This window comes from Mycolicibacterium sp. P4_G11 (assembly GCF_056555145.1).
Map to the genome: position 1 here is coordinate 72,513 of NZ_JBFUJW010000009.1, position 16,247 is coordinate 88,759.

A 16,247-nucleotide genomic window follows, 5' to 3' on the forward strand; every position below is an offset into this window, starting at 1 on the left:
CAAAATTACCGCGCATCCGCGACCGACTCAGGAGAGCCAGTATGCCCGCACCGTCAGCGCAGGTTTTCGATCGTCTGCGCCAGCTGGCCGCCATTGAGGACATCGACGCCCGGCCGACCCGCACCATCGACGAGGTCTTCACCGGCAAGCCGCTGGCCACCATCCCGGTCGCGACCGCCGAGGACGCCGAGAAGGCGTTCGCCAAAGCGCGTGCCGCCCAGCGTGATTGGGTCAAGCGGCCGGTCTCCGAGCGGGCCGCGGTGATCGCGCGCTACCGGGACCTGGTCCTGGAGAACCGTGAGTTCCTGATGGACCTGCTGCAGGCCGAGGCCGGCAAGGCGCGGTGGGCGGCTCAGGAAGAGATCATCGACCTGTTCGCCAACGCGGACTACTACGCCAAGGTCGCGGCCAAGCTGCTCAAGCCCCGCCGGGTCGCGCCGCTGCTGCCGGGACTGAACCGCACCACCGTCGCCTACCAGCCCAAGGGCGTCGTCGGCGTCATCTCGCCGTGGAACTACCCGATGACCCTGACCGTGTCCGACGCCGTACCGGCCCTGCTCGCGGGCAACGCGGTGGTGCTCAAGCCGGACAGCCAGACCCCGTACTGCGCGCTGGCCTGCGCCGAGCTGCTCTACCGCGCCGGCCTGCCGCGTGCGCTCTACGCCGTGGTCCCCGGGCCGGGTTCGGTGGTCGGCACCGCGATCGCCGACAACTGTGACTACCTGATGTTCACCGGCTCCTCGGCCACCGGCAGCCACCTCGCCGAGCATGCCGGCCGTCGCCTCATCGGGTTCTCCGCCGAACTCGGTGGCAAGAACGCCATGATCGTCGCCCGCGGCGCCAACCTCGACAAGGTGGCCAAGGCCGCCACCCGCGCCTGCTTCTCCAACGCCGGCCAGCTGTGCATCTCGATCGAGCGCATCTACGTCGAGCGGGACATCGCCGACGAGTTCACCCGCAAGTTCGGTGACCAGGTGCGCAAGATGCAGCTCGGCACCGCATACGACTTCACCGTCGACATGGGCAGCCTGATCTCCGAAGGGCAGCTCAAGACCGTCTCCGGCCACGTCGACGACGCAAAGGTCAAGGGCGCCAAGGTGATTGCCGGTGGCAATGCCCGCCCCGACATCGGCCCGCTGTTCTACGAGCCGACCGTGCTCACCGACGTGAGCTCCGATATGGAGTGCGCCAACAACGAGACCTTCGGTCCGCTGGTGTCGATCTATCCCGTCGCCGACGTCGATGAGGCCATCGCCAAGGCCAACGACACCGAGTACGGGCTCAACGCCAGCGTGTGGGCCGCCTCGATCGAGGAGGGCGAGCAGATCGCGTCCCGCCTGCGGTCCGGCACGGTCAACGTCGACGAGGGCTACGCCCTGGCCTGGGGCAGCCTCGGTGCGCCCATGGGCGGCATGGGAATTTCGGGTGTGGGTCGTCGGCACGGTGCCGAGGGCCTGCTGAAATACACCGAGTCCCAGACGATTTCGACGTCCAAGGTGCTCAACCTCGACCCGCCGTTCGGCCTGTCGAAGTCGCTGTGGCAGAAGTCGCTGGTGCCGATCGTGCGTGCGGTGACCAAGCTGCCGCGACACTGAGAGGCACTCAGCGGCGCCGCCACCGTCGCTACGGGGCGGCGTCGGACTGGCGGTAATGTGCGGCTATGACGCTGAACCTCACCGCTGACGAAGTGCTGACCTCCACCCGATCGGTGCGCAAGCGACTGGACTTCGACAAGCCCGTACCGCGCGAGGTCGTCATGGAGTGCCTCGATCTGGCGCTGCAGGCGCCGACCGGCTCCAACAACCAGGGCTGGCAGTTCGTCTTCGTCGAGGATGAGGCCAAGAAGAAGGCCCTGGCCGATATCTACCGCACCAACGGCACCCCGTACCTGGCGATGGAAGCACCGCAGCGCGGCGATATGCGCGACGACCGGGCCGGCGCGGTGAAGAGCTCGGCGGAGTTCCTCAACGAGAACTTCGAGAAGGCCCCCGTGCTGATGATCCCGTGCCTCGAGGGGCGGCCCGACGGTGCCGAAGCCGGCATGCAGGCGTCGTACTGGGGCTCGCTGCTGCCGGCGGCATGGAGCTTCATGCTCGCCCTGCGCTCGCGTGGTCTGGGCTCGGCCTGGACGACGCTGCACCTGCTCGGCGATGGCGAGCGGCAGGCCGCCGAGCTGCTGGGCATCCCGTTCGAGCGCTACACGCAGGGCGGACTGTTCCCGATCGCCTACACCAAGGGCACCGATTTCAAGAAGGCCCAGCGGCTGCCGGCCGAGCAGCTCGCGCACTGGGACACCTGGTGAGCTGACGCGTCAGCTCGGCTAAATACCCTCAGCGAAGCCGAGCTGGCGCCACGCCTCGTACACCGCGACGGCCGCGGCGTTGGACAGGTTCAACGACCGCCGGCCCGGGATCATCGGGATCCGGACCTGTCCGGTGATGTGCGGATCGGCGAGGGTCTGCGCGTCCAGGCCGGTGGGCTCGGGCCCGAACATCAGCACGTCGTTCCCCTGGTAGGCCACGTCGGCGAACGACGAATTCGCGTGTGCGGTAAAGGCGAACACCCGGGCCGGCATGAGTGCCTGCCACGCGGCCGGCAGATCGGGGTGGACCGTCACCGACGCCAGATCGTGGTAGTCCAACCCGGCACGACGCAGCTTCGGCTCGGACAGGTCAAAGCCCAGCGGCTCGACCAGATGCAGCTCGGCGCCGGTGGCTGCGACCATCCGGATCGCATTGCCGGTGTTCGGCGCGATCCGGGGTGAGTAGAACAGCACCTTCAGTGCCACCGTGCCGCCTCTCTGCCTGGTCACCGACCGGCTGGTCGCCGGTGTCATCGGGAGAGTCAACCAGCACCCGGCGCTGGGCGCGGTGTCGCACCCCGGGCAGCGTGCAAATCGTCAGCGCGCGGTGGCCTGGCCGGCGACGCCACGGGGCAGCTGGTTCAGATCGGCATGCGGTGACACCAAGGCGTCGAGTGCGGTCATGCACAGGTCGACGGCCGCGTCACGAGAAAAGCTTTGTAGCTCAAGCCATTCCAGGGCCACTTCCCGAACCAGCGCGAGCCAGCCGGAAAGCGCCACCGAAACCAGATCGCGACCGGATCCGGCCAGGTCCAGGGCGTCGAGCGCGTGGTCGCGCAGCCGGGTGAGTTCGAAGGTGATCGGGCTGCGCACGGCGGGGTCGGCGGCGATGGCGCTGCGATTGGCGATCATCATCAGCGTCAGGTTGTGCTCGTAGAACGTGAAGTGCGCGACGAGCGCCCCGCGGATCTGGGAACGCACGGTGTCGGCTGCGGTGAAGTGCGAGTCGTGGGCCAATTTCTCGTGGGCCCTGGCCCAGAGTGCCGCGAACAGTTCCTTCTTGCTGGGGAAATAGTGGTAGATCAAGGCCCGCGAGATTTCGGCCTGTGCCGCGATGTCCTCCATCGCCACCTGCTCGAAAGGCAGGACAGAGAATGCCGCCATACCGAGATCGAGGATCTGGTCCCGACGTTGGTCGGGGGTCAGCCGGCTCCGTGCCATCTAGGCACTCTAAATCACCAATGGCCGCACACTTTTACCACACAACCGTGCAACACATCGGTCACGAACGCTGTTCGTTGGATGTGAAGCATGGAAACAGCTGCTCATCGCTGTCATACTGCGACAGATTGCCAGGCGGATTTCCCGTGCCCGAGTGGGCTGAAAATCCGGCGGGGAACACCAATATGAACCATGTGCCTTTAGCTGATTGCGGTCCGATGGCCGGCGGGGAAGCCGAGCCGCGATGACTGCTGCGCAACAGTTTTCGGCAGCCGATCAAGTCACCCGCGCGCCCGCGAAACGCCCGTCTCGCTTCGCGCCGTCGAATTGGCCGGTCGCGTGGAAAGTTTTCGCCATCGCCTTTGTGCCATTGGTGCTGGCCGGGACGTTCGGCGGAATGCGTATCTATTCGGGCTGGACCGACGCGGGAGATTTGCGTCGCGCGGCCGATCGCGCCGAAATGGTGCCGGCCATTGCGAACTACATGGCGACGTTCGACGCGGCGATGCTGGCCAGCTCCACCGGCGGCGACGCACAACAGGCGCTGAGCGCCTATGACGAGAGCAAACGTCGTCTGCAACACCGGCTGACGGACACCGACGTCGCGACCGACGTCCGTACCGGCGTCAAGACCCTGCTCGACGGTGGCCAGGGGCTGCTCAACAAGGTCGCGTCCAACAGCATCGGGCTGCGCGAGCGCGTCACCTCCTACGCGCCGATCCTGCTGACCGCCGAAGACGCCATCACCGGTTCGGTGCGCATCGACGACGTGAAGATTCGCGCCCAGACGCAGGGCCTGAGCCGGGCCGTCGGCGCCCGCGGCCAGATGATGATGCAGCAGCTGCTCGTCACCCTCGGCGGCGAACTGCCGGACAACGAACTGCGCAGTTCGATGACCACCCTGGCCGGTACCGAACCGTCGACGTTGTTCGGCATGAGCGAAGTGCTGGGCGTCGGCTCGCCCGAGGCGCTGAAGCTGGCCCAGGAAATGGTCAAACGGATGTCCATGATGTCCGACCCGAACGTGCAGCTGGTCAACAATCCCGACCTGAGCCAGTCGATCCAGACCACCAGCGAGATCGCCGGGAAGATGCTCGACAGCGCGTCCGCGACCGTCATCTCGGCGGTAGACGATCAGGCCACCGCCAAGCGCACCGAAGCCATCCGTGACTCGGTGATCGTCGGCGCCGTGATGGTGCTGGCCCTGCTCATCGTGTTGTACATGGCGCGCACGCTGATCCGGCCGCTGCGCCGGCTGCGCAACAGCGCCCTCAAGGTCGCCCACGAGGACCTGGTCCGTGAGCTCGACGAGGTACGGTCCGGCGCGGACGTGACGGTGCGGCCGCTGCCGGTGCAGAGCACCGAGGAGATCGGTCAGGTCGCGCACGCGGTCGACGAACTGCACGAGCAGGCGGTGCTGCTCGCCGGTGAGCAGGCCAGGCTGCAGCTGCAGGTCAGCGACATGTTCGAGACGCTGTCCCGGCGAAGTCGGTCGTTGATCGACCAGCAGCTGACGGTCATCGATCAGCTGGAGCGCGACGAACAGGATCCACAGCGCCTGGCCAAGCTGTTCCGGCTGGACCACCTGGCCGCGCGGATGCGGCGCAACGGCGCCAACCTGCTGGTCCTCGCCGGCACGAACGTCCCGCACGAGCAGGGCGAGCCGGTGCCCGTGACCACCGTGATCAACGCCGCGGCCTCCGAGGTCGAGGACTACACCCGGGTCTCCATCGTCGACTCCCCGGACACCGAGATCCATGGCTCGATCGCCGGCGACCTGGTGCACATGATGGCCGAACTGCTGGACAACGCGTTGCGCTATTCGCCGCCGAGTTCGGAGGTACAGGTTTCCGCCGTGCACGCAGAAAACGGTGCGCTCGTGATCGAGGTCAGCGATGGCGGCCTCGGTATGACGGAAGCCGATCTCCGGATGGCCAACAGCCGGCTGCGCTCAGGCGGGGAGGTCAACACCTATACCGCGCGGCACATGGGCCTGTTCGTCGTCGGCCGGCTGGCCAACCAGCACGGTCTGGTCGTCCGGCTGCGCGACACGGTCGAAGGCGACCCGGACTCGGGCACCACGGCCGGCATCTACGTGCCCGTCGAACTGCTCGTCGGACTGCCCGCGATCCCGGACTTCGGCACCTACTGGGACGGCTCGTCGACAGCGGAGACCGGCGTGACCGCCCTGCCGGGCCTCGGTCCGGACACCGGCGGTTTCGCGACGTTCGGCGCCGTGGAACAGCCCTTCGCGCAGCCCCCGGCGCCGCCCGCCGCGGCGGTGGAACCGGCGTTCGTGGTGCCTCAGCAGCGCAACGGATTCGGCAGCCCCGCCGACGTCGGTGACCTCAGTGGCATCAATCTGCCGCAGCGCAACCCCGGCGCCAGCGGTATCGCCGCGCCTGCCGAGTCGCCGGTCGAGCGGACCGCGCAGGCACCGACCGACACGTCGTCGTTCTTCGCGGCCCGGGCGCAGACGCAGCCTCAGGCACCCGAGCCGTCAGCTCCAGAGCCAGCGCCTCAGGTCCGCCCCGCTCCGACACCCCGCCCCGCCCCGAAGCCCCAGCAGAGCACCGCCGGAAGTGAGGACGCCATCTACCAGAAGATGCTCTCGGAATGGCTGATCGACGATCCCACGCAACTGGCCAACAGCACCGACCTCGATTGGCAGACGGTGTGGGACCAGGGTTGGTCCGCAGCAGCTGCCGCGCAGGATGCGCCGGTCGTCGAGCACACCGAGGCGGGCCTGCCGGTCCGTCAGCCCGGTGCCCGGCTGATCCCCGGTGCGCCCGACGAGGACGTCCACGCTGACCCGGCCACCGAGGGGCTGCCGCTGCGTGACCCCGCCGCGGTCCGGGCGAGTATCAGTGGACATTTCGGTGGCGTGCATGCGGGCCGGTCGCAGTCCCGGGATACGGGAGGCCGGTGATGACGCGTACGACTCAGCGCGAGTCGCTGGACTGGCTGGTGACGAAATTCGCCGACGAGGTGTCCGGCGTGGCCCACGCCATCCTGGTTTCCGCAGACGGCCTGCTGATGGCCGCCAGTTCGCGGATGCCGACCGAGCGCGCCGACCAGCTGGCCGCCGTCGCCTCCGGACTGGCCAGCCTGGCCACCGGCGCTTCCCAGCTGTTCGACGGCGGGCACGTGCTGCAGTCCGTGGTCGAGATGGAACACGGCTATCTGCTGTTGATGCGCGTCGGCGACGGTTCCAACCTCGCGACGCTCGCGACCCGGTCGTGCGACATCGGCCAGATCGGCTACGAGATGGCGATTCTGGTCGAACGGGTCGGCACCGTCGTGCAGTCCGCGCGCCGGACGGCGGAGCCGACGAATCGGATGAGGTCGTAGGTCGTCATCATGGAGCCGACATCTGACGCCTGGGAGGCCGCATTCACCGCGGAGCAGCCCAGCCTGGTGCGGCCCTACACACTGACCGCCGGCCGGACCACCACTGAGATCGAGCTGCCCATGGAGGCGCCGATCTATCCGATGGCGGGCGCTTCCGCATCACACTGGCCCGGCAACGATGTGCGCGGCGAGATCCTCAAACTCGGTTCCACCCGGCCCTCCGTGGCCGAGGTCGCGGCAAAGTTAGCAATACCACTCGGTGTTGCGCGTGTACTGATCGGCGACCTCGTCACGCAGGGTTATCTTCAAGTACACGCCACGCTCGGCACAGCGACGAGCATCGACGACCGGCGTGACTTGATTGGGAGGACACTGCGTGGCCTACGGGCACTCTGACCGGCACGCCCCCGCGTCGACGAAGATTGTCATCTCGGGTGGGTTCGGTGCCGGTAAGACGACGTTCGTCGGCGCGGTCTCGGAGATAATGCCGCTGCGCACCGAGGCCATCGTCACCAACGCCTCGGCCGGGGTCGACGCACTCGCCGGCACTCCCGACAAGAACACCACCACGGTGGCCATGGACTTCGGCCGCATCACCCTCGCCGACGACCTGGTGCTCTACCTGTTCGGCACCCCGGGGCAGCGCCGGTTCTGGTTCATGTGGGACGACCTGGTGCGCGGTGCCATCGGCGCGATCATCCTGGTCGACGTGCGCCGGCTGCAGGACAGCTTCGCCGCCGTCGACTTCTTCGAGGCGCGCGGTCTACCGTTCATCATCGCGGTCAACGAGTTCGATGGCGCCCCAAGGCATCCCGGCCACGCGGTCCGCAAGGCGCTGGCCCTGGCCGACCACATCCCGGTCGTCACCGTCGACGCGCGGCAGCGGCAGTCGGCGCGCGACGCGCTGATCACCGTCACCGAATACGCACTGACCAGTCTGGGCGCCCCGGCTTAACGCGGTAGGTCCCACTGGCCGTAGTCAGCGGCCAGAATGTCGTCCTCGTCGACGTGGAAGTCGCCGATCATCGTGCCCGGGTCCGACGCCGTCACCACCGTCGCCTGATACAGCACCGCCATCGGCGCGTGGGCGCCACCGGACCAGGCCCGGGTCTGCCAGGCCCAGCGATGCCCCGGGGTGGTGGACCGGCCGATGACGCCGTCGTCGGCCGCCCAGGTGACCTGCCGGGCGCCGCCGTAGACGCCGGTGCGCGCAACACCCAGCACTGAATTGATGCCCTTGAACCATTGCAGCGCAACGTTTTTCCACGTGTCGGCGGAGATGTCCTCGTCGACGCTGAAGAAGATCGGCGCGGTATCCGGCCCACCGGCCGCGGCGTGCAGGCTCAACGCGGTGCGGGCGTCGGCGACGCCGCCGTCGAAGCCGCGGGTGAAGTCCGACGGGCTGTTCACCCAACCCGGTTTGCCGTACTGGTAGACGCTGACCACGTGCAGACCCGCCGCGCGCAGCGCGTCGGTGTAGCCGCGGCTGACGGGCTTGAAGTCGAACGTCGCGCCCGGCCGCAGCTCGGACACGTAGACGATGACCCCGGTGTAGCCCGCGGCCACGACCTGGTCCACCGGCACCTGCAGGTGCGTGAAGTCGATGAGTTTGCCGTTGTCGGCCAAGGCAATCGGGGTGCTCAGTGACGCGGTCAGTCCGGCCGCGGTCAGTGTGAGGAAACCACGTCTCGACAGGTGGTCAGCGGGGCGTGCCAGATCGGCCATCGGGCTATCGTACGAACTCGTGACGGTTCCCGACGAGCACTGGCAGGACACGGAATTCACCGGAGTCGTCTTTCGCGACGAATACGACGGGGATCTGAGCCGGCTCCGCACCGAGCGGGTGGTGTTCACCGACTGCGACTTCAGCGGCGTCAACCTGACCGAGTCCGAGCACTCGGGCTCTGCGTTCCGCAACTGCACCTTCCGGCGGACCTCGCTGGCGCACAGCACCTTCCGGCACTGCACCATGCTGGGGTCGACGTTCACGGAGTGCTCACTGCGGCCGATCACGATGATCGAGGTCGACCTGCGGCTGGCGGTCCTGGCCGGCTGCGACCTGCGTGCGGTGGACCTGACCGACTGCCGGCTGTCCGAGGCCTCGCTCGTCGGCACCGACCTGCGCAAAGCCGTGCTGCGCGCCGCCGATCTACGTGGCGCGCGGGTACAGGACGCGAAGTTCGAGGAGGCTGATCTGCGGGCGGCCCGGATGGATGCGACGTTCTGGACCACTGCACGGGTACGGGGCGCTCGCATCGACGTCGACCAGGCCATCGCCTACGCCGTCGCCCACGGCCTCGACTTGTCTTCCTAGCCGCCGTTTCCCGGCCGAGTCACCTCAGTCAGCTTTGAGGCGGATCCGCCAGCGCACGAAGCCGAGATAGCACGCCGAGAGCACGACCAACGCGCCGATGTCGAACCACCAGGCGCCGGTGGTGTGATGCCAGAACTTGTCGTTGGGCAGGAGCGGTTCGGGCACCAATCTGGTCAGATCGATGGTCGACGACGATGACGCGAAACCCCACCGTGCCGGGGTGAGCCAGGACAGCTGATCGAGTACCACCCGGCCGGTGACCGGAATCAAGCCGCCGGAGAACACCAACTGGCTCATGACCGCCACCACCAGCAACGGCATGATCTGCTCGGCAGATTTGGCCAGACCGGACAGCGCCAGACCCGTCATGGCGGCCGCCACGCACGTCATCGAGATATCGATGAACATCTCGAGGTTGCGGCTGGGTATCACCGCACCACCGGTGACCGCGCCCGGACCCCAGCCTTTGCCCATGATCGTGATGGCCACCACGATGGAGGACTGGACGACCGCGAATGCGGTGAACACCGCGATCTTGGCCGCCAGGTACGCGGTGGTCGAGAGGCCGACGGCCTGTTCCCGACGGAAGATCGCCCGCTCACCGATCAGAGCGCGAATGGTCAGCGCGGTGCCCATGAAGATCGCGCCGACGTTCATCATCACCAGGATCTGGCCCGGTTCGCTCGGCGCGGCGCCGAAATCAGGTGGGCCGGCCGGGAGAGGTTTACCGAAGCCAACACTGGACTTGTTCGCGCCACCACCGGGCACCGAAAGTGACAGCACACCCATGATGAACGGCAAGAACAGCAGGAACGCGGTGTAGGCGCGGTCAGCCACGACCAGCCGCACCTGTCGCCGGGCGATGGTGGAGAACTGTCGCACCAGCGATGTCTTCGCCGGCGCACCCAGATCAGCCGGGGCTGCCGCGGCCGGCTGCGGCGGCGTCGGGCCGGAGCGTTGCAGGAATTGTTGGTGGGCCGCCTCTGGATCACCGGCAACCGACGAGAAGATGTCGGCCCAGTTGGTGGTGCCCAGTTCCGGACCGATCTGGCTCGGCGTGCCGCAGAACGCCGTCAAGCCGCCGGGTGCCAGCAGCAGCACCTGATCGCAGACGTCCAGGTAGGTCAGCGAGTGCGTGACCACCAAGACCACACGACCGGCATCGGCCAGGTCCCGCAGCATCGTCATCACCTGGCGGTCCAGTGCCGGGTCCAGGCCTGATGTCGGCTCATCCAGGATCAGCAACGACGGCCCCGTCAGCAGCTCGAGAGCGACCGAAGCACGCTTGCGCTGACCGCCGGACAGCTTCTCCACCCGGGTGTCCAGGTGCTTCGTCATCTCGAGCTCTTCGAGCACCTGCATGACGACCTGCTCGCGGTCTTCCTTCGTGGTGTCCGGCGGCAGCCGCAGCTCGGCGGCGTACATCAGGGCCTGCCGGACGGTCAGATCGCCGTGCACCACGTCGTCCTGCGGCACCATGCCGATTCGGGACCGCAGCGAGGCGTACTCGGCGTGGATGTCGTGGCCCTCGAAGGTGACGGTGCCGCTGGTCGGGTGCGTCAGGCCGGCCACCTGCTTGGAGAACGTCGACTTGCCGGCGCCGGACGGGCCGATCACCGCGGTCAGCGTGCCGGGGCGGGCATCCAGCGAGATGTTGTTCAGCAGGGTCTTGTTGCCCTCGATGGTCCACGTCAGACCGCGGACCTCGAGACCGCCGGTGCGGGTGTCGGCTGTGGTGACCGTGCGACGGGCCAGGGTGCCGCCGCTGTAGACGAGGTCGACGTTACCGATGGTGACGGTGTCGCCGTCGCGAAGCATCGCTTCCTCGACCCGCTGGCCGTTGACGAACGTGCCGTTGATGCTGCGGTTGTCGATGATCTGCGCGCCGCCGCCGGCCGACGGGACCAATGTGGCGTGGTGCCGTGATGCCAGGACGTCGGGGATGACGATGTCGTTGTCGGTGCCGCGACCGATCTTGATGGCTCCGGCGGGGACCTCGGCGTTGCGGCCGGGCCGCAGAATCTTGAGCATCGTCGTGCCGAGGTTGTTCTCGCTGGGCCGCGCCACGGCGGTCGGCCCGAACTGCGTGGCTGGCGAGCTCGGCTCGTCATGAGGCGCGATTTGTGCCGGCGCGGGCCGCGACACCGGAGCGGACGGTGGTGCGTACTGCTGCGGCGCGGTCGGGTAGCGCGGCGGCTGAGGCTGGCCGTATTGCTGCTGCGGCCCGCTCGGGTACTGCGGCTGCGGCCCGCTCGGATACTGCGGCTGCGGACCCGATGGGCTGGAGGTCTGCGGACCGCTCGGGTAGCGCTGCTGCGCGGCCGACGGCGGGGTGTACGGCTGCTGGCTGGGCCAGGTCGCGCTGGGCCGGTGGTTGGTCGTCGGCGCCGGGGTGACAGGCATGGACGTCGTCGGCGGCGTGCCGGCGGGCCCCAGGTGCTGGCCGACCTCGAAGGTCAGCAGCGGCCCGTCGGGGTTACCGATGTTCAGCGCCGAGCCGTTGTGCAGATCGGCGGCAGGAACACGCTGCCCGTTGACGTACATCCCGTTGAGGCTGCCGTTGTCGACGGCGACCCAGCGGCCGTGATCGAAGCGCAGCATCAGGTGCGCCCGCGAGATCAGCGGGTGAGCGACGCGGAAGTCGGCGCGCAGATCGCGGCCGACGACGACGTCGTTTCCCGGCGCGAAGGTGCGAGTGGCGGCGTCATGGCGAACAGTGAGCGCTGGCAGTGCGGCTGGTCCAGTCATCGGAGGCAACTCTATCCGCTGCCGCCGACTTTCCTGGGGACCCGCCGGTTCAGTCCGGCTTCCCGGTCACCACACAGTGGGTGTGGCTGTAGATGGTCGGCATGCACAGATTGCAGTGTGTGCAGCCCGATTTGACGCTGCGGTCCGCTTGAATCCGGTTGAGCAGATCCGGTTCGGCCAGCAGAGCACGGCCCATCGCGACGAACTCGAAACCCTCCGCCATCGCCAGGTCCATGGTCTCGCGGTTGGTGATGCCGCCGAGCAGGATCAGCGGCATCTTGAGCTCGGCCCGGAACTGGCGGGCGTCGCGCAGCAGGTAGGCCTCGCGGTAGGGGTATTCGCGGAAGAACTTGTGACCACTCATCCGGATGCCCCAGCTGATCGGCGGCTTGAAGTTCGCGGCGAACTCCTTGACGGGTGCGTCCCCGCGGAACAGGTACATCGGGTTGACCAGCGAGCTGCCGGCGGTCAGTTCCAGCGCGTCCAGCGCGCCGTCCTCTTCCAGCCATTTGGCGGTCTGCAGCGACTCCTCCATCGGGATACCGCCGCGGACGCCGTCGCTCATGTTGAGTTTGGCGATGACGGCGATCTGGTTGCCGACGGCTTCTCTGACGGCCTGGACCGTCCCGCGGGCCACCTTGGCCCGGTTCGCCAGCGAGCCGCCGAACTCGTCGCGGCGCTTGTTGATCAGCGGGGACAGGAACGAGCTGGCGAAGTAGTTGTGGCCCAGGTGCACCTCGACGGCGTCGAAGCCGGCCTCGATCGCGAGTTTGGCGGCGTTGGCGTGCGCGGCCGTGACGTCGTCGATGTCCTGACGGGTGGCTTTGCGGGCGAACCGCATCGACAGCGGGTTGAAGAACCGCACCGGTGCCAGGGCCTTGGCCTTGTTGGTGCGGGAGTTGGCGACGGGCCCGGCATGGCCGATCTGCGCGCTGATCGCGGCACCCTCGCCGTGGATGGTGTCGGTGAGTTTGCGCAGGCCGGGGATGGCCTCCGGTCGCATCCAGATCTGCCAGCCGTCGGTGCGGCCACCGGGGGACACCGCGCAGTAGGCGACGGTCGTCATGCCGACGCCGCCGGCCGCGGGCAGCTGGTGGTAGCGGATCAGATCGTCGGTGACCAGGGCATCAGGGGTGGACGCTTCGAACGTCGCGGCCTTGATGATCCGGTTGCGCAGCGTGATCGGACCGAGTTTGGCTTCACTGAAAACGTCAGTGGACACATTGGGCTGGGTGTTCACCGACGCAGCTGACCACGTGGTGTCGGGTGGTGTCAACGCCGGTTCCACCGCGCCTGACACAATGTTCGTCGTGGGTGCAATCACGCTGGACGGCAAGGCCACACGCGACGAGATCTTCACTGACCTGACCAAGCGGGTGGCGGCGCTGGCCGCTGCCGGCCGGACACCGGGTCTGGGCACCGTGCTGGTCGGCGACGACCCGGGCTCACACGCCTATGTGCGCGGCAAGCACGCCGACTGCGCCAAGGTCGGCATCAACTCGATCCGCCGGGACCTGCCCGCCGACATCAGCCAGGCCGAGCTGAACGCCGTCATCGACGAGCTGAACGCCAACCCGGAGTGCACCGGCTACATCGTGCAGTTGCCGCTGCCCAAGCACCTCGACGAGAACGCCGCTCTGGAGCGCATCGACCCGGACAAGGACGCCGACGGACTGCACCCGACCAACCTGGGCCGGCTGGTGCTGAACGAGCCCGCGCCGCTGCCGTGCACGCCGCGCGGCATCGTGCACCTGCTGCGCCGCTACGAGGTGCCGATCGCCGGCGCGCAGGTCGTGGTGATCGGCCGCGGTGTCACCGTGGGCCGGCCGATGGGGCTGCTGCTCACCCGGCGTTCGGAGAACGCGACAGTGACGTTGTGCCACACCGGAACTCGCGACCTGCCCGCCCTGACCCGGCAGGCCGACATCATCATCGCCGCCGTCGGCGTGCCGCACATGCTGACCGCTGACATGGTCAAGCCGGGCGCGGCCGTCGTCGACGTGGGCGTCAGCCGGGTCGACGGCAAGCTCGCCGGTGACGTGCACCCCGACGTATGGGAGGTGGCCGGTGCCGTCTCGCCGAATCCCGGTGGCGTCGGGCCGCTGACCCGCGCCTTCCTGCTGGCCAACGTCGTCGAGGCGGAAGAGGCGAAACTGTCTTGACCGCAAAGGAATTCGCCCGCAAGGTGTTCGCCGGCCAATGGCCGATCCTGTCGGTGGGCGTGTTCTTCGTGGTGGCGTTCGCCTTGGTGATCGGCGGCTACTGGCGCCGCGGTGCGCTGGTGATGGCGATCGGTGTCGGTATCGCCGCGGCCATGCGGTTGCTGCTGACCGACGACCGCGCCGGTCTGCTGGTGGTCCGCAGCCGGATCATCGACGTCGCGACGACGGCCTCCGTTAGTGCCGTGATGCTGTACGTCGCCTGGACCATCAACCCGCTGGGTACTGCCTAAGTTTCTTCCGCCGAGTGGCCACCTATTGCACGGCTTTTCACGAAAAGTGTGCAGTAGGTGGCCACTCGGCGTTGGACGGTTGGGAATAATTCGGACTATAGTCCGCTTAATTCCATCAGGTCGGTAAGACCGTCAACCTTCAATGCTGAGGAGCTCAACATGAACACGGCACTGTGGATCGTCGCCGGCGTACTGGCCTTCGTCTTCGTGGGCAGCGGCGTGCTGAAGCTGGTGGTTCCCAAAGACAAGCTGGTCGCGGCCGGCCAGGGCTGGGCCGCTGACGTCGACCCGAACGCCATCCGGGGGATCGGCGCCGCCGAGGTGGCCGGAGCTATCGGCCTGATCGTGCCGCCGCTGGTCCACATCCTTCCGGTGCTGGTCCCACTGGCTGCCGTCGGCTTGGCGCTGACCATGGTCGGCGCGATCGTCACCCATGGCCGTCGCAAGGAATACCCCAACGTGGCGATCAATGTGGTGCTGCTCGGTCTGGCGCTGTTCGTGGCCTGGGGCCGGTTCGGCGCCTACGCCTTCTGATCCGCTGGGATTTGTGCACGATTTTCCGCGGTCGCCGCGGAAAAACGTGCACAAATCGCCGTCAGTGGCCGCTGGTGCGGGCCAGTCGGTCTTCGTGAATCTGCACCAGTTCCCGGAAGCCGAGTCGATGATAGTGGGGCACCGGCTGTACGCCCCAGGTGTCCTGCGCGGTTTTCTGCCCGGTCGCTTCTGCGGGTCCACCGAACGGCGCACCCGAAAAGTCGTACGGGAACGTGCATTCCACGGTGTCGTCGGAGTAGCGCACCTTCATCAGCTCGCTGCAGATCTCTCTGAACGATAATGTCGGCCAGCCGTACCAGACGGCCAGCGCCGGCATGGTGAACGAACCTTCGATGACGAGTCCGAACAGGCACACGAAGAGGCCGCGCTTGAGCCACTTGTGCATGTTGGCGTAGACGGGCGTGGTGCCCAGCGGCAGGGTGTCGTCCGCCTTGGGCGACTCGGTGTCGGCGATGCTCATTGGATGTCCTTCAGTCGCTGAAGATTTCGCGGTTGACAGTGTGCAGATATGGGATGGCCAGGAACGGTGTGATGTAGAAGATGTCGTACAGCCACCAGCCGACGACCGGGAAAACCACTCCGGCGTAACGGATATCGGCGAACATCGTCATGTTGAATGTGTAGCCGATCCAGATGACGATGCCGAACCAGCAGGTGATGATCAGCCACTGGTGGCCCCATCGCTTCATCTGCAGGAACGCGATACCGGCGGCGATGCGCATGGTGAACACCGTGAGGATCAGCGCGACCTCCCAGGCCTTTTCGCCCGGTGCGCCCGCTCCGCCGATCCACAGTTCGTTGTAGTGCCAGAAGTATCCGGCGTCGAACATGTTGCCCCACGCGGTGATGATGGTGCGGTTCAGCAGGGTGTGGTTGGCCAGCAGGTCCAGTGACCACCCGATGCTGTTGAGCGCGGCGTCGAGGATCACCAGATAGCCGATGAGTGTCACGATGATCGGCCGCACCGACAGCCCCGCCTTTTGCGCACGCCGTTGCAGCCAGACGCCGCGCAGGAAGAACGGCAGCCCGACGAAGCCGATGAACATCGACCCCATCAACAGGGTGCCGGTGATCAGCCAGCGGTCCGCTTGCCGTTGCGCGAGCCGGGATTCGTCGTGGTGCTGGTCGTAGCTGACGGTCGGTACTGTCGTCGCGCTCACAGCGACCACCAGCCCCGGACGATCGACATGTGCAACTGGATCAGGAACATCGCCAGCAGCCATCCGTACGCGAACAGCTGGAAGACGATCAGTGCCCGCTTGCGTTTACGATCCTGCTCGTTCATGTACGTGAATCTCCTTTTC

18 protein-coding genes are annotated in these 16,247 nt (G+C 67.2%); 10 read left to right on the forward strand and 8 right to left on the reverse strand.

Going from position 1 to position 16,247, the window contains the following annotated elements:
• Window positions 1-41 precede the first annotated feature (41 nt).
• A complete protein-coding gene (locus AC1U2B_RS20160) occupies window positions 42-1,595 on the forward strand; it encodes a succinic semialdehyde dehydrogenase (RefSeq protein ID WP_480218180.1) in 1,554 nt (517 codons plus the stop codon).
• Window positions 1,596-1,660: 65 nt separating this feature from the next.
• Entirely contained in the window at window positions 1,661-2,302 is a 642-nt protein-coding gene (locus tag AC1U2B_RS20165) for a nitroreductase family protein (RefSeq protein ID WP_480218181.1), read from the forward strand.
• An 18-nt stretch (window positions 2,303-2,320) separates the two neighbouring features.
• On the opposite strand, the gene AC1U2B_RS20170 is transcribed toward AC1U2B_RS20165, so the two are convergent.
• A complete protein-coding gene (locus AC1U2B_RS20170; protein ID WP_192830312.1) occupies window positions 2,321-2,788 on the reverse strand; it encodes a tRNA (cytidine(34)-2'-O)-methyltransferase in 468 nt (155 codons plus the stop codon).
• A 111-nt stretch (window positions 2,789-2,899) separates the two neighbouring features.
• Entirely contained in the window at window positions 2,900-3,523 is a 624-nt protein-coding gene (locus AC1U2B_RS20175; protein WP_480218182.1) for a TetR/AcrR family transcriptional regulator, read from the reverse strand.
• A gap of 244 nt (window positions 3,524-3,767) precedes the next feature.
• On the opposite strand from AC1U2B_RS20175, the gene AC1U2B_RS20180 reads away from it, so the two are divergent.
• Genes AC1U2B_RS20180 through AC1U2B_RS20195 form a run of 4 tightly spaced genes read left to right on the forward strand, consistent with a single transcriptional unit; the run spans window position 3,768 to window position 7,829 of the window.
• Window positions 3,768-6,452 carry a HAMP domain-containing sensor histidine kinase gene (locus tag AC1U2B_RS20180; RefSeq protein ID WP_480218183.1) on the forward strand — a complete coding sequence of 895 codons (2,685 nt, stop codon included), beginning with the start codon at window positions 3,768-3,770 and terminating at the stop codon, window positions 6,450-6,452.
• Window positions 6,452-6,874, forward strand: a complete 423-nt coding sequence (locus tag AC1U2B_RS20185; protein ID WP_071287196.1) for a roadblock/LC7 domain-containing protein — start codon at window positions 6,452-6,454, stop codon at window positions 6,872-6,874. The genes AC1U2B_RS20180 and AC1U2B_RS20185 overlap by 1 nt, the downstream gene beginning before the upstream one ends.
• Before the next feature lie 9 nt (window positions 6,875-6,883).
• Window positions 6,884-7,270 (forward strand): DUF742 domain-containing protein, encoded by a 387-nt coding sequence (locus AC1U2B_RS20190; RefSeq protein WP_043988420.1) that lies wholly within the window; start codon window positions 6,884-6,886, stop codon window positions 7,268-7,270.
• On the forward strand, window positions 7,251-7,829 hold the full coding sequence (locus AC1U2B_RS20195) for a GTP-binding protein (RefSeq protein WP_260937728.1): 579 nt from the start codon (window positions 7,251-7,253) through the stop codon (window positions 7,827-7,829). Before AC1U2B_RS20190 ends, AC1U2B_RS20195 begins: the two co-directional genes overlap by 20 nt.
• Here the strand turns inward: AC1U2B_RS20195 and AC1U2B_RS20200 are convergent.
• On the reverse strand, window positions 7,826-8,599 hold the full coding sequence (locus AC1U2B_RS20200; RefSeq protein ID WP_480218184.1) for a DUF1906 domain-containing protein: 774 nt from the start codon (window positions 8,597-8,599) through the stop codon (window positions 7,826-7,828). The two genes, AC1U2B_RS20195 and AC1U2B_RS20200, sit on opposite strands and share 4 nt — an antisense overlap.
• 19 nt (window positions 8,600-8,618) lie before the next feature.
• Here AC1U2B_RS20200 and AC1U2B_RS20205 point away from each other — a divergent pair, with 19 nt between their 5' ends.
• A complete protein-coding gene (locus tag AC1U2B_RS20205; protein ID WP_418005229.1) occupies window positions 8,619-9,188 on the forward strand; it encodes a pentapeptide repeat-containing protein in 570 nt (189 codons plus the stop codon).
• A gap of 24 nt (window positions 9,189-9,212) precedes the next feature.
• On the opposite strand, the gene AC1U2B_RS20210 is transcribed toward AC1U2B_RS20205, so the two are convergent.
• Both AC1U2B_RS20210 and AC1U2B_RS20215 read right to left on the reverse strand, forming a co-directional pair.
• Window positions 9,213-11,936 (reverse strand): FHA domain-containing protein, encoded by a 2,724-nt coding sequence (locus AC1U2B_RS20210; RefSeq protein WP_480218185.1) that lies wholly within the window; start codon window positions 11,934-11,936, stop codon window positions 9,213-9,215.
• 49 nt (window positions 11,937-11,985) lie between these two features.
• Window positions 11,986-13,176, reverse strand: a complete 1,191-nt coding sequence (locus AC1U2B_RS20215) for an NADH:flavin oxidoreductase (RefSeq protein ID WP_480218186.1) — start codon at window positions 13,174-13,176, stop codon at window positions 11,986-11,988.
• 70 nt (window positions 13,177-13,246) lie between these two features.
• Here AC1U2B_RS20215 and AC1U2B_RS20220 point away from each other — a divergent pair, with 70 nt between their 5' ends.
• From AC1U2B_RS20220 to AC1U2B_RS20230, 3 genes are all read left to right on the forward strand, one after another.
• Complete coding sequence (locus AC1U2B_RS20220; RefSeq protein ID WP_480218330.1) at window positions 13,247-14,098, forward strand: bifunctional methylenetetrahydrofolate dehydrogenase/methenyltetrahydrofolate cyclohydrolase; 852 nt, start codon at window positions 13,247-13,249, stop codon at window positions 14,096-14,098.
• The gene (locus AC1U2B_RS20225; RefSeq protein WP_043397716.1) at window positions 14,095-14,388 is read left to right on the forward strand and encodes a DUF3017 domain-containing protein; all 294 of its coding nucleotides are present in this window, start codon (window positions 14,095-14,097) and stop codon (window positions 14,386-14,388) included. The genes AC1U2B_RS20220 and AC1U2B_RS20225 overlap by 4 nt, the downstream gene beginning before the upstream one ends.
• Before the next feature lie 159 nt (window positions 14,389-14,547).
• On the forward strand, window positions 14,548-14,922 hold the full coding sequence (locus tag AC1U2B_RS20230) for a DoxX family protein (RefSeq protein WP_480218187.1): 375 nt from the start codon (window positions 14,548-14,550) through the stop codon (window positions 14,920-14,922).
• A gap of 61 nt (window positions 14,923-14,983) precedes the next feature.
• Here the strand turns inward: AC1U2B_RS20230 and AC1U2B_RS20235 are convergent, their stop codons facing one another.
• The 3 genes from AC1U2B_RS20235 to AC1U2B_RS20245 are packed head-to-tail and all read right to left on the reverse strand — an operon-like array spanning window position 14,984 to window position 16,228.
• The gene (locus AC1U2B_RS20235; protein ID WP_480218188.1) at window positions 14,984-15,403 is read right to left on the reverse strand and encodes a hypothetical protein; all 420 of its coding nucleotides are present in this window, start codon (window positions 15,401-15,403) and stop codon (window positions 14,984-14,986) included.
• A gap of 10 nt (window positions 15,404-15,413) precedes the next feature.
• On the reverse strand, window positions 15,414-16,103 hold the full coding sequence (locus AC1U2B_RS20240; protein ID WP_480218189.1) for a hypothetical protein: 690 nt from the start codon (window positions 16,101-16,103) through the stop codon (window positions 15,414-15,416).
• The gene (locus AC1U2B_RS20245; RefSeq protein WP_256370088.1) at window positions 16,100-16,228 is read right to left on the reverse strand and encodes a hypothetical protein; all 129 of its coding nucleotides are present in this window, start codon (window positions 16,226-16,228) and stop codon (window positions 16,100-16,102) included. Before AC1U2B_RS20245 ends, AC1U2B_RS20240 begins: the two co-directional genes overlap by 4 nt.
• Window positions 16,229-16,247: the final 19 nt, after the last annotated feature.